The sequence below is a fragment of the Daejeonella rubra genome, from assembly GCF_900103545.1.
Lineage (GTDB): Bacteria > Bacteroidota > Bacteroidia > Sphingobacteriales > Sphingobacteriaceae > Daejeonella > Daejeonella rubra.
Genome location: NZ_FNHH01000010.1, coordinates 1 through 13,356 on the forward strand (window position 1 = coordinate 1; position 13,356 = coordinate 13,356).

At 36.2% G+C, this 13,356-nt stretch carries 15 protein-coding genes; 3 read left to right on the forward strand and 12 right to left on the reverse strand.

The genetic code is table 11. From position 1 onward, the window contains the following. Positions 1-155 precede the first annotated feature (155 nt). Positions 156-545: a TetR/AcrR family transcriptional regulator gene (locus BLR27_RS08825; RefSeq protein WP_090703941.1), complete on the reverse strand. Its 390-nt coding sequence runs from the start codon at positions 543-545 to the stop codon at positions 156-158. A 173-nt stretch (positions 546-718) separates the two neighbouring features. On the opposite strand from BLR27_RS08825, the gene purB reads away from it, so the two are divergent. Continuing rightward, positions 719-2,083, forward strand: coding sequence for an adenylosuccinate lyase (gene purB, locus BLR27_RS08830; protein ID WP_090703945.1), 1,365 nt, complete (start codon positions 719-721; stop codon positions 2,081-2,083). Positions 2,084-2,142: 59 nt separating this feature from the next. Beyond that, entirely contained in the window at positions 2,143-2,706 is a 564-nt protein-coding gene (locus BLR27_RS08835) for a NifU family protein (protein WP_090703948.1), read from the forward strand. 61 nt (positions 2,707-2,767) lie between these two features. On the opposite strand, the gene BLR27_RS08840 is transcribed toward BLR27_RS08835, so the two are convergent. From BLR27_RS08840 to BLR27_RS08875, 8 genes are all read right to left on the reverse strand, one after another. After that, a complete protein-coding gene (locus tag BLR27_RS08840; protein WP_176767649.1) occupies positions 2,768-3,235 on the reverse strand; it encodes a heme-binding domain-containing protein in 468 nt (155 codons plus the stop codon). A 35-nt stretch (positions 3,236-3,270) separates the two neighbouring features. Then, positions 3,271-4,062 carry an inositol monophosphatase family protein gene (locus tag BLR27_RS08845; RefSeq protein WP_090703952.1) on the reverse strand — a complete coding sequence of 264 codons (792 nt, stop codon included), beginning with the start codon at positions 4,060-4,062 and terminating at the stop codon, positions 3,271-3,273. Between the two features lie 3 nt (positions 4,063-4,065). After that, the gene (locus tag BLR27_RS08850; protein ID WP_090703955.1) at positions 4,066-5,226 is read right to left on the reverse strand and encodes a prolipoprotein diacylglyceryl transferase; all 1,161 of its coding nucleotides are present in this window, start codon (positions 5,224-5,226) and stop codon (positions 4,066-4,068) included. Positions 5,227-5,313: 87 nt separating this feature from the next. Further along, positions 5,314-6,633 carry a tRNA (N(6)-L-threonylcarbamoyladenosine(37)-C(2))-methylthiotransferase MtaB gene (gene mtaB, locus BLR27_RS08855; protein WP_090703959.1) on the reverse strand — a complete coding sequence of 440 codons (1,320 nt, stop codon included), beginning with the start codon at positions 6,631-6,633 and terminating at the stop codon, positions 5,314-5,316. A gap of 70 nt (positions 6,634-6,703) precedes the next feature. Further along, entirely contained in the window at positions 6,704-7,270 is a 567-nt protein-coding gene (locus tag BLR27_RS08860; RefSeq protein ID WP_090703964.1) for a UbiX family flavin prenyltransferase, read from the reverse strand. A gap of 284 nt (positions 7,271-7,554) precedes the next feature. After that, a complete protein-coding gene (locus tag BLR27_RS08865) occupies positions 7,555-7,836 on the reverse strand; it encodes a GIY-YIG nuclease family protein (protein ID WP_245704484.1) in 282 nt (93 codons plus the stop codon). Between the two features lie 239 nt (positions 7,837-8,075). Beyond that, positions 8,076-8,801 carry a ThuA domain-containing protein gene (locus BLR27_RS08870; RefSeq protein ID WP_090703972.1) on the reverse strand — a complete coding sequence of 242 codons (726 nt, stop codon included), beginning with the start codon at positions 8,799-8,801 and terminating at the stop codon, positions 8,076-8,078. Positions 8,802-8,821: 20 nt separating this feature from the next. Beyond that, a complete protein-coding gene (locus BLR27_RS08875) occupies positions 8,822-10,108 on the reverse strand; it encodes a DEAD/DEAH box helicase (protein WP_245704485.1) in 1,287 nt (428 codons plus the stop codon). A 282-nt stretch (positions 10,109-10,390) separates the two neighbouring features. On the opposite strand from BLR27_RS08875, the gene BLR27_RS08880 reads away from it, so the two are divergent. Further along, entirely contained in the window at positions 10,391-11,017 is a 627-nt protein-coding gene (locus BLR27_RS08880) for a DUF6266 family protein (protein WP_090703974.1), read from the forward strand. Positions 11,018-11,032: 15 nt separating this feature from the next. Here BLR27_RS08880 and BLR27_RS08885 read toward each other — a convergent pair whose 3' ends face one another. The 3 genes from BLR27_RS08885 to BLR27_RS08895 all read right to left on the reverse strand — a co-directional run bounded on the left by BLR27_RS08885 (position 11,033) and on the right by BLR27_RS08895 (position 13,356). Then, positions 11,033-11,917, reverse strand: coding sequence for a hypothetical protein (locus tag BLR27_RS08885; protein ID WP_090703976.1), 885 nt, complete (start codon positions 11,915-11,917; stop codon positions 11,033-11,035). Beyond that, positions 11,914-12,753 (reverse strand): HipA family kinase, encoded by an 840-nt coding sequence (locus tag BLR27_RS08890; RefSeq protein WP_090703978.1) that lies wholly within the window; start codon positions 12,751-12,753, stop codon positions 11,914-11,916. The genes BLR27_RS08885 and BLR27_RS08890 overlap by 4 nt, the downstream gene beginning before the upstream one ends. 63 nt (positions 12,754-12,816) lie before the next feature. Next, a complete protein-coding gene (locus BLR27_RS08895; RefSeq protein WP_090703979.1) occupies positions 12,817-13,356 on the reverse strand; it encodes a hypothetical protein in 540 nt (179 codons plus the stop codon).

Below are 13,356 nucleotides of genomic sequence, written 5' to 3' on the forward strand. Positions count from 1 at the left end.
GCCAGGAAGAAAATTTCTGTAATTTTATCAAGAGTAAGCATAGATTATTTGTTTTAAATTCGACACTTAAATATAATAAAATATGCTTACTTATTCATTATCAAATAGTTATAAACTAAAAATAATTCTTGAAAATCTGATTTCTTATATCGAACTCACGTTAAATTATTATGAATGGTGGTAAATAAATGTTTTTCACGAAAATCTTTAAAATATATCCAGGCATTGGGATGATATTTTTGCAGATCATAGAATAATGTAGCATTCATATTAGATAATTGTTCCTTCATATTTGTTACAACGAAGAAGACTTCGTGAACAGCATTCTCTGCACACTCAATATTATCTCTGATAAGGCATTTTTGAGAGTTAAGTTTAATTTCAATCACAATGTTCACGATCTCATTTTTATCACTAAAGTGACTGTAAATCGTTTTCTTAGACATCCCCAAATGCTTTGCGATATCATCCATTGTAACACTCTTAAAGCCATACTGGCAGAAAAGCTTGTCAGACTCAGCAATTATATACTCTTTTACGTCCAATTGTTATTCTTTTTTTATCCGGCGTAAAACTATGGAAACATTTTAAAATTCCAAAGTTTCCTGAAAATATATTTCCTGTAAGAATAAAAGATTGAATACAAATACTCAGGGATGACAAATACAGGATCTATACGATATAGTTCAAAAATCGTAACTTCGCAAAAAACCGATATATGAAATTATCCGCATTATCTGCCATCTCTCCTATAGATGGCCGCTATCACAATTCTACAAAAGAATTGTCATCATACTTCTCAGAAGCTGCATTGATCAAATTCAGGGTATATGTGGAAATAGAGTATTTTATTTCACTTTGTGAATTACCATTACCACAGTTGAAGCATTTTAATCATGCTAATTTTGAATCCTTAAGAGCTGTATACAATAATTTTACTGATTCGGATGCTGAAGCAGTTAAGCAAATAGAAAAAACAACAAACCATGATGTGAAGGCTGTTGAATATTTCATAAAAGATAAGTTCTCAGAATTGGGATTGGATGAGCACAAGGAATTTATTCATTTCGGGCTTACCTCTCAGGATATCAATAATACTGCTATTCCTCACTCTTTTAAATTATCTATCCATAACTCATATCTACCAACAATTAATGAATTACTTATTCATTTAAAGGGACGTGTGTCGGAATGGTCAGAAATACCAATGCTGGCACATACTCATGGACAACCTGCTTCGCCAACACTTTTGGGAAAAGAATTGCAGGTATTTGTGGAGCGAATTGAGGCTCAGTTAGTTCAATTAAAGGCCATTCCCTATTCTGCCAAGTTCGGTGGAGCTACCGGAAATTTCAACGCCCATCATGTTGCCTACCCGGCCATAAACTGGACAGAGTTTGCAAATAAGTTTGTAAATGAGCGTTTAAAGCTTAACCGATCGCAATACACCACTCAGATTGAACATTATGATAATTTCGCGGCACATTGTGATGCCATGAAACGTATCAATAATATACTAATTGATCTAAACAGGGATATGTGGTCATATATATCCATGAATTATTTTAAGCAGCAAATAAAAGCCGGCGAAGTTGGATCATCTGCAATGCCACATAAGGTTAACCCAATTGATTTTGAAAATTCTGAGGGTAATTTAGGTTTAGCCAATGCTATTTTTGAGCATCTCGCCGCAAAGCTTCCTGTTTCACGACTTCAGCGTGATCTAACTGATTCAACCGTACTCAGAAATATTGGAGTACCGGTTGCTCATACCCTGATCGCATTGAAATCAACCTTAAGAGGTTTCAATAAACTATTACTGAATGAATCAGCAATTAATGCAGATCTGGAAGCTAACTGGCCTGTAGTTGCAGAAGCTATTCAGACCATTTTGAGAAGAGAAGGTTATCCTAATCCATACGAAGCTCTCAAAGATCTAACGCGTACCAATCAGCAAATTAACAGGAATACTATCGCTGAATTTGTTGACAGGCTTGACATTTCAGATCAGGTAAAGGCAGAACTTAAATCTATTTCACCTGCTAATTACACAGGGATTCAGGCAGTCATTCACGTGTCATAACTTTATTTGATCAGATTCGACACTTAAAAAATGTTAATTTTGTATATAATCTTATTATTATGAGTACTGCAGCTTCAACAACAAACGTATATACAGAAATTACCCCCAACCCCGCAACGCGTAAGTTTTTAGTAAATAAACTATTAACTAATAACAGCATTGACTTTGCAACAAAGGAAAGTGCTGAAAAATCACATTTTGCAAGGGAACTATTTAAATTCAATTTCGTAACCGGCGTTTTTTTCGCCAGTAATTTTGTTACGATTACTAAATCTGAAACAGCAAGCTGGGAAGATATTGAACCAATTTTAAAAGAATTTGTCAAAGGTGCTGTCGAGTCAGAACTAAATATAGTAGAGAAGGAAGAAGCATTAGCAAGTTTTGAAGGTTCAGAAACTGAAATAAAAATTCAGCAGATACTACATGATTATGTTCGCCCGGCAGTTGAACAGGATGGCGGTGCGATCAGTTACAGATCATTTAAAGAAGGAATTGTTACCGTTGAACTCAGAGGCTCTTGTAGCGGATGTCCGTCATCGACAATAACTCTTAAGTCTGGGATTGAAAATTTACTAAAACGTATGGTTCCTGAAGTTACAGAAGTAGTTTCGGAAGCTTTATAAAGAATATTAAATCATTTTAAAGAAGCTCTGATAGTTCAGGGCTTTTTTTATGTTCAGATTTTTATTTAATATTAGGCTTAATCTGATTTCTAAGTTCTTTTGCCCAGGTGATTATTTCTGTTTTCTGGGCTTCTGATAATTTTGCATTTCCATGTATCAGTGTGTAGGACTTTAATGGCATTTCTCCTTCCTGAATTACTTCTATTACCTCTTCCAGTTTATGATCCGCTTTTTTAGGGGTATAACTTGCAAATTCAGAGAAATTCAATTCAGATTTAGCTTTATTAACATGATCTGCAAGCCACCAGGCAACAGGTTGTATTTCTGCGTACCATGGGTAAACTGTGTTATTTGAGTGACAATCATAACAGGATGTACGAATCAGCTGTTTGGTACTGTCTGATGCCTGAAAATTTGCAAAAATATCATTTGGGCTTGGCGCACTTGACTGATTTTTTGCAGGTTTAATGAACTGAATGATTATTAAAACTCCCAATAGAGCTATTAATATTTTTTTAGTGATTGACATAATCGTTCGAGCTATAAATTAACATTAATGTAAATTTAATTAAAATATTGCTTGATTATATTCACAAATTCTTCTGAAATATGCCCATTTGTTGCAATTATTTCTCTTCTTAAGATACACTGATCACCCCCTTTAAAATCAAAAATATGACCACCTGCCTCTCTTACGAGGACGATACCTGCGGCTACATCGTATGAGTTTAGATTGTACTCGAAATATCCATCAAACCTCCCGCTAGCTACATAGGCAAGATCAATTGCAGCAGAGCCTATTCGGCGAATTCCATGGCATTTTTGCATTAATACCCTTAATACATTCAAATAAGGTTCCATATCTGCGAATTCATAAAAAGGAAACCCGGTTGCCAGTAATGTATTCTCAATTGCTGGTGCTTTAGATACTGAGATACGCTTATTATTCAAATAAGCGCCTCCATTTTTCCATGCTGAAAAACATTCGTCCCTATTGATCTCATAAACTACTCCTAAAACAAGCTCCTCATCACATTGAAGAGCAATGCTGACAGAGAAAGTTGGAACTCCATGAATAAAATTGGTGGTTCCATCCAAAGGGTCAATAATCCAATTGTATTTTTCACCTTTTTTACTGCTGGTTTTTTCTTCCGTAACGAAACCTGCTTCCGGTAATAAGGCAGAAAGACCTTTAACAAGTCTAATTTCAGCTGTTTTATCTACATAGGACACCATATCATGTAATCCCTTGTATTCTACGTTGTCACGATCAAACACAAGCGCTTCAGCACGGATAAATTTTCCAACTTCTTTTGCTAATGAAATTACTTCCCCGGTAAGTTTAGAAAGTTCCATAGATCAGGAAACAGCGTATTTATTTCCATTCTTCATGGACCAGAATATACCTGCAATGCCCAAAAGAACCAGAATTGTTGAAATAAGTTCAGCCTGAGTAAAACTTAAACCCAATGCATGATATTTTGAGTTAACCCGAATCGATTCAATAAGAAAACGTTCTATTCCATTAAATATCAAATAGATAGACCACATCAAACCCGGAGTCTTTATTTTATGTCTGAAACCCCACAATAAAGCGAAAATCGCTAAACCCATTAAAACCTCATAAAAAGGGGTTGGAAAGACTGGCAATGGTAATTCATTACAAAAAGGGCCAATACAACCGGGAATTGGAACACCTTCTCCTACCACATTATGAGGATATTTGAATGCCCAAACCCAATCCGGAGCCCAGCTTAACCAGGCAGGTTTTGTAGCCAGGTTCACTATACCCCAATCACCATCACCAGAAAGCTGGCAACCAATACGACCTACAGCATAGGCGAGCATCATTCCGGGGCCAGCAATATCAAGCATATGGATCCACTTGACACCGTATTTATTGGCATGATAAAGCACTGCTCCCCCACCCATTATCAAACCACCGTAAAAGGTAAGTCCGCTGAAAGATAAAAGCCCCCCAATCGGATCTTTTACAAAATCATCCCAGTATTCGAAATTGTGAAATAATTTAGCCCCCAGAAATCCCCAGATAGCTGCCCACATTAATAAGGTGCCCATGATCTGGTAAGGATGTACTGTTTCTTTAACAATTTTAGGATGGCTTAACTTTTCCTTTTTATTCTCAGCATATGCCCAATAAACAAATAAAGCAGCGAAAATCAATCCTCCCAAAAAACTACCTCTGGTTGAGAGGATAAATTCCTGTGGACTTGCAACAAAAGCAGTATAGTTTAGAAGTCCGTCAAGAAGTTTATACCCAACAAAAAAGCCGAATACTCCATTTAAAGCAAGATCCTGAATCGATGCGGGCTCTCCTATTTTAACATCCCTTGTAAAAGGATGAACAAGTCCAAGTTTCTCCTTTCTTTTAAATTCCTGAGAAAGTGCCCAATAACCTGCTGCAAATGCGATTGCTACAAAAAAACCAAAGGTCTGGATCGGGAGAGGAATGTGTAAACCTGTTAAATATTCAATCAGGTGCGTGATGGTTGGAAACATATATTTTGTCTAATCTTGAAAGGATATACAATGTTAAGCTAATCTATAAAATCTGGAGAGAATAATATGAAAATGACCGAAAAGGTTTTAATGAACTAAGCTTTCAGCAGGCTCAGAGATTTCCATATCGCCATCAGATGCAATATTTTCAAACTTAATCTGTTTGATCTCATTAATAAGCAGAGGGTCGTAAGGTGCCTTAACTTTCACGTAATTACGGCTGAAGCCATGCATGAACCCATTCTTATGATCAGCTTCAAAAAGAACCTCGGTTGACTTTCCAATTTGTGTTTCGTAAAAAGCCCGGCGTTTTTTTTCTGATAATATATGAAGCATTTTACTTCGTTCTGCACGTACAGAACCTGGCACTGCTCCTTTCATCTCAGCAGCAGGAGTATTTTCACGTTCTGAATAGGTAAAAACATGCAGGTATGAAACTTCCAGCTCATTCAAAAAATTATAGGTGTCAAGAAAATCATCATGTGTTTCGCCCGGAAAGCCTACAATTACATCTACACCAATGCAGCAATCAGGCATCAGGCTTTTAATGGTTGCAACTCTTTCTGAGTACAATTCTCTTTTGTAGCGTCTGCGCATAAGAGCGAGAACTTTATTACAACCTGATTGTAAAGGAATATGGAAATGAGGAACAAACTTATTGGATTGAGATACAAATTCTATGATCTCATTAGATAGCAAATTAGGTTCAATTGAAGATATCCTGATTCGGTCAATTCCTTCCACCTTGTCCAGAGACTGAATCAGATCGAAGAATTTATCTTCACGAATACCATCTCTGATACCAAAATCGCCAAGATTTACACCTGTAAGTACAATTTCCTTCACACCAGATAATGCAATTTCATTTGCCTGATCGATAACGTGAGCAATAGTATCACTTCTGCTCGCTCCTCTTGCTAATGGGATAGTGCAAAATGTGCAGGTATAATCACAACCATCCTGAACTTTTAAAAAGGTTCTGGTTCTTTCGCCAAAAGAATAGGACGAGATAAATTCTTTTGCCTCGGAAATATCCTGATTAAAGATCTGAGTTTTTTCCTGTTTGGTCAGGTCGGTAATATAATCGATGATCATGAATTTCTCTGCAGCACCGAGTACAATATCAACTCCAGGAATTTCTGAAATCTCTTTGGGTTTCAGCTGAGCATAACATCCAACTACAGCGATATAGGCATTTGGAGAATGTTTTAATGCTTCTTTTACTACTTTACGGCATTTTTTATCTGCATGATCCGTAACTGAACAGGTATTTATAAGATAAACATCTGCCTGATCGGTAAAGGGTACAGTTTCAAAGCCAGCATCATTGAATTGCCGTCCGATTGCCGAACTTTCAGAAAAATTAAGCTTACAGCCTAATGTATAAAATGCAACCTTTTTACTCATGATTCTGGCAAAGATAAGAAATGTGCCTGAAATGCTTAGTATGATACCTCAGCAATTGAATTAGCTATATTTATTGATCTCCCCAGCGATAGGAATCATGATTAAAACCAGCAAGATCTATAACTCTGTTCACAACAGTTTCAGCCACCTCTTCAATACTTTGAGGCAAACTGTAAAATGAAGGAGTTGCCGGACAAATGATTCCGCCTGCTTCAGTAACCGTTTTCATATTATTGATATGGATCAGGTTATAGGGACTTTCTCTTACCACAAGGATCAGTTTACGCCTTTCTTTTAAAACTACATCGGCAGCACGGCTTATCAGATCATCAGAAATACCTCCTGCAATGCGGCCCAATGTTCCCATCGAGCAGGGGCAAATGATCAGAGTATCGAAACCAGCAGAACCAGATGCGAAAGGCGCTGTGAAGTCTCTTTTATCAAAAAACTTATATCCATATCCACTGTAGGCATTATTACCAAGTTCATGAGTCCAGACATCTTTAGCATTATCCGACATAACGATTCCAAGATCGGCTATCTGATCTTTCAGGATTGTTAACTTATCGAATAATACCTTCGCATATATAGAACCACTTGCCCCTGTTATAGCTACTGCAATCTTGCGCTTCTTCATTCTGGTTTTTAATTTATGTGAGGTTTTTATCAATCTTTAATTTGGAAGAAAGATAATCACTAGTGTCTGGATAAAAATGTAAATGATCAATTAAAATTAAAATCATCCCGCTCATGCCGCGGTCAATGTCAACCTGTAAACATATTTCAGGATTAAATCAAAAACTGTAAACTTTTTTTAGGACGATACAATTAAGTTAAGGATCGGGAGGTTCCCGCCTTCGCGGGAATGACAAACAGATAGGGAGGAGAGGAGATTCCAGCCTTCGCTGGAATCGGCTCAGGTTACTTACTACTTTTAACGAACCAATCCACAGCAAGATCATACCAGTCAGGGTTATGTTTTTCAATTAAATTATTTTTCCAGGATCGTTGCCAGACCTTTAATTGTTTTTCCCTGGCGATAGCTAAGTTCACATCAGTAAATTTTTCATACCACACCAGAATATTGCAATTGTACTTACTCGTGAATCCATAAACGAGCTTTAGTTTATGCTCGTATACTCTTCTACGGATATTGTTAGTAAAACCGATATACAAAACGTTATGATATTTATTAGCAAGCATGTAAACAAAATATTCCCTCATTCCCCAAAATAGCAATCCGCGAAATACATAAAGAAAAAAAATGAGTAAAGGGTAACACTATCTATTATACGGTTCTGCATTGCGATTCCAGCGGAGGCTGGAATCTCCCCTCCCCCTAAACAACGCTTGTCATTCCAGCGAAGGCTGGAACCTCTCACCATATTCCACACAGCATCTTTGATCAAATATCTTTCAATTAACCGGTAAATAAAATTGAATTATTTCCCCATAGCATATCGAATACCCTCTAGAATATGCTTCAGAAAAAGAGGTTCTGTATATTTATCATCTGCATGGCCTAAAGCAGTATAAAATGCTCTGCCGCCCTCAAATTTATGATACCAGGCCATAGGATGATAAGCTCCATTTGTTCCACCTTTGTAACTTGACTCATCAACGGTTAAAAGCACATGAATATCAGGATTGATATTTTTGAAATTATATAACTCCTCTTTTATATTCCATAATGCGGGCAGATGACGTGTGGAAGAATGATTTGGATCAATCACCTTAAATGTTGCCTGCTGTTGTACAGGATGTCCATTAAAAACTGCACCCACTAGTCTTCCATACCATGACCATCCATATTCTCCAGCTGAGGCACCATGAATTCCCATATATCCACCCCCTGAACGAATGTAATTTTCAAAATTGAGCTGTTGTATGCTATCCAGCATATCACCTGATGTACTTAAAAAGACAACTGCCTTATACTTTTTCAGTGATTCCTTATTAAAAACAGAAGCATTGGAACTGGTGTCAACCTGAAACTTATGCTCCCGTCCTAATTTGGATATAGCAGCTATTCCTGATGGAATTGAAAGATGTTTAAACGCTGCCGTTTTATAAAAGATTAGGATTCTTTTTGGTGCAGAACCGGCTTTAACTTCAGCGAAAAAGCTGAATATAAAAATTATCAAAAAGGACAATATCGTTCGTTTCATTTGGTACAATAAAATCGCGACTACCTGTTTTTAAATTTCATTTTTGCCTTTTCTCTGGAGCTGTAATTATAATCTTTTATGTTGCTTTGTTTTTTGGCATGAAATGCTGAACCTGATTCAGTCTCCTGAACTTCAGTTTTAACAGTCTTCTTAGGTTTGTCCTTTTCGATAACAAGATCTTCAGGTAATTCAGCCAATGGAATTGGGAGGCCAATAGCCTGCTCGATCTTTTTCACCATTGACAGTTCCAGATCAGTTGCAAAACTAATGGCGAGAGCTTCACCGCTCTCAATGGAAGTGTTCTTTACGATCCTGCCTATAAAAGTTTCCATTTCAAGCGGCATCTCCAGATGGAAAATAAATGGAATATCATTAAGGTCTAATGATTCCTTAAGATCATCCGCTACAAGCAATATTCTTGTATCCTCAGATTGTTTAAAATCATCGATCAGGTCAAAACCCGGATGATCGAAAAACAAGGGTTTATAGATCGCAATTTCTTTATCAAGGTATTTAAAAAGGCTTTTAAATACCTTTTCGGCAGTAAGTCTCGTATTTACAAACACAAGCACTTTACTAAATACGTCTTTGTCTTTTAATAAAAGATTGAGCAGATTGACTTTCGTTTTAAAATCCGGAACCTTGTAAAGGATCTGGTCGATAGTCTCCAGCTTTTGCTCTCCCAGGTCATCAATTTCAAAAGTTGTTGCCTGGTTCATAAACTGACTGGTCAGGAGATTCAGTTTATCATGAAATACATCCGTAAATATTAAATGCTGACATTTTACAATACTTCTGGCAAGTTCGGCAACAGGTAATTGCATGCCACGCTTCACTATTTCTGCAGCATCATCCACTATAAACATCATGATCTTATTGAGATTCAGCCCCAGCTTCAGATAGATAGCCCTTGCACGATCAGGAGTCGCAACCACGATATCAGCACCATCTGCAAGAGCATTCATCTGCGATTCCATTCCTCCTTCAGGATATAATCCTACGATCCGTATGGTTTTATTTTTATTTAAAAGTTCATATCGTTCAATTACCGCTAAAACATGCTCTTTATCCGGAACCAGCACCAAAGCTCTGGGAGCTTCTTCAAAGCCATATTTTAAGCGCATCAATGAACCAAGAACATAAGTACTTGTTTTACCTGAGCCCTGAGGTGCAATGGCAATAATATCCTGTGCTCCCAGAATACGGGACATCGTTTTAAGCTGAATTTCTTTGGGACCCAGGTAGCCTGCATCAGTCATCGCTCTGACCAAGGGCTTACTCAGCTTTAATTTCTCTAACAAGACCATGCAAACAGATTTTTTATTTTGAAATGCAAAGGTAGCAGAATAGTATTGAGTATTAAGTATTGAGTATTGAGATTTAAGTTAATAGGCCGAGACATGTAAGAGACACATGGATGCCTGATTATATAGAAACACAGAGTAAACGCGGACTAAACGCGGACAAAACACAAATAAAACAGAAGTATATCCGTGTTTAGTACGGGTTTAATTCCTGGTTACCAAGTGTTTAATTTGAATTTCTCCGGAACTTTTCCTATATTTAGTATAGACATAAACCGAAGAGTTATGGCAAGATTAATCAATGGTATCAATGGCCCCTTTGTAGGAAAGGCGGGGGCTGTGATAGGTTATACTGTAAATGGTATAGGATATATGAAGGGTCTTTATAAAAAAAGGACCAAAAAGCCAAAGGAAGGCGAGGCTCTTAACCGCAAAAAATTTGCGGCTGCACAAGCCTGGCTACAACCTGTTACAGATTTTGTTAGGGTTGGATTTAAGGGCTATAATGAACGATTTCAGGGATTTACAGCAGCCAAATCATGGCTAATGAAGAATTGTATTCAGGTAATTGATGGTGAAATCCGGATTGACCCTGCGCTTGTAAAAATCAGTTCGGGAAATTTACCCCTTCCCGAAAATATACAATGCAGCATGCAGGAACCGAATACCTTCCGTATCAGCTGGACTCCGGTTAGGGAAAGAGGCTTTCTTCATGATCAGGCCATGGTGATGGCTTATGATCTGAAAAACGGTGCTTATGGCCTGGTTTTGGGCAGTGACAGGACTTCCGGTGAAGTACTGGTACCTGTTCATCCCTCGCCTTACCCCTATCATGTTTACCTGGCTTTTATCGCTGCCGACCGAAGCAGGCAATCGGATAGTGTGTATTTGGGGGAGTTTTGGGTTTCATAGTCTTAGGAAAGACAATTATTGAATTTCACTTAGAACCTCAGAAAACTTTTTTGCTCCGGTTTTCTTGATGTCCTCGGTTACTTTTGCAAGTTCATTAGTTCCAATGACAGAGTATGAATAATCGCTAGGTGATTGAGATTTCAGCATCTCATATAAATTTCTATAAGAAGCCTTTTTTCCCTGGTATTTATCTACTACTAAATAATGTTTATTCTCTTCTGGCTGAATACTCAACTCTCCCCTTCCAAATAAATCTATACGATGGTTAAGACTTTCTAAATCAGTAACTTGAGTATTTAGTTTATCTATTGGTGGCTCAGCATTTAAATCAATAGATTTTACAGTGTAAATCACTCCGTTCATTCCAATACCGTCTAACCTATAATCAAAAAATAAATTAGGTATAACCCCTTTTTTCATTTTGTAATTAATATCAATTTTATCTTTTAAAGGCACGATAAAAGCTTTATTTACCGCATTAGTAAACGTACGATCAATTATTGGTTTGGGTGGTATCTCAATATTCAGCTCGATATACCTTTTGAAGAAATTATCAAACTTTTCTTTATCAAAAGACATATTAATACCCGATGGCTTGTCAAATTTTAAAAAACCGTTATTATATATGGATAAGCGCTCTAAATATTCAACGTTAAAAGTTAAATCACTAAACAAAGGCTTATTAGAGAGTATTTCATCATCAATAAAAGATTTGATTTTATCGAGTGTATATTCTAATAATGAAACATTTAGGGGATTGATTTTTTTCACAAGACTAACCTTTTCAACTGAAAACTTATAAAAAACATCTTTGCCAGAAATCACAACCATCCCCACCGCTAAGTTTTCGTTGGTTAGCGAGTTATTTATAAACCGTACGATGCTATAGAATGATTTCATTTGCAATAACCTAAATAGATACTTGAAATTGTTTTATTTCTTTCCTTGTTTGATAAGATTTCTTTTATTTTCTGTTTGCCCGCTTTACTCAATCCAAAGTGTTTTGGGACACATTCTAAAACATCATCAATACTTTCCAAAGTATCATTAATATTTGATAAAATTTCAGATGATAAGTTTTTTACCTCATTCACACTAACAAAATTACAAATACTTTTGAACATGGGTGTTAACATGATAGAGTTATTGTCTGCCCTATCCATTATAGCTAATTTCAAATCTTTATAATTAGGCTGATAAGCAAACGCTTGCGTATTGTCTATCGGAATAAAGGTAAAACCATCCCCAGAGGCAGCTAAGAGTAAATTAGGATTTCCCTTACGCCTGTCCATATTGCCAATCCATTTATCAAAAACAGCAATTTTAATAAAGTCTACCGGATTAGTGTATTTATTAAAATCAAACTTATTTTTAAGGTTTAAATTAAAAATATCCAGTTCAGTTACGGAACTAATATATTCTGTTCCAAAAAACTGAGGAGAATACAAATGGTAATTTTCGTATCTCTTATCCATGTATTTACCTTCTTTTACGAAATATTCTACTAATTCCTTGTCTATGGTAATTTGTGCCTGTTGAGGCACTGGAATTTTCCATAACTGGAGGAAATAGTTACAAAGAACCTCATTAATTAAATCGATTAACGGTGGATTCTTATTAAATACTGTTTTTACTATATACTGAGAGCCATCTTCGCATTCTACACGCAAAGGAGTGCTATTTGTTTGATAACACTCATGGATTTTAATTGCGAAAAGCTCTTTCAGTTGTTCCAAAACAATGTTAATTTATTTCTTCGTATTTCTCTTTACTAAAAGAGTCATTTATTGATCAACAAGCTAAAAAATTGATGGTATTTCTGTAACAGAGATTACGGAGTATTTATATGGTGTTGTAGTATATTGTATTGATCTGACGTGAAGAGCAGAAATCCCTCCATCAAAACTGTTCGAAGAATTACCTGTTGAGGAATGATAAGTTCCATTTAACTTAAACCTATAACCCTTAGCACCTTGATTAAAAACCAAATAAGTACGTTTTGCACCTGCATTAAAATAAATCAAAATGAGATGGTTATTAATATTTTTTTCTAAAATAGTACCAATACCTACATCCGCTAATGCTTTATTGAATTCAGTATTTGACATGTCTTGTTGTTTGCCTGTTAATAACTTAAATAATTCAAGTATACGTTGGCCTCTATTCTTTTCTTCTTGAGTCAAACCATCAACAATTCTTTCACTTTCATCGATATAATTGTCAATATCTCCATTAACATAAGCTATTTTAAAATTATTTATCATGGTCGAAACTTGCGCAAAGGCTGTCGCATAGCCCAAACTGAGAAAAAAAATAATGAATATTATTTTAACTTTCAT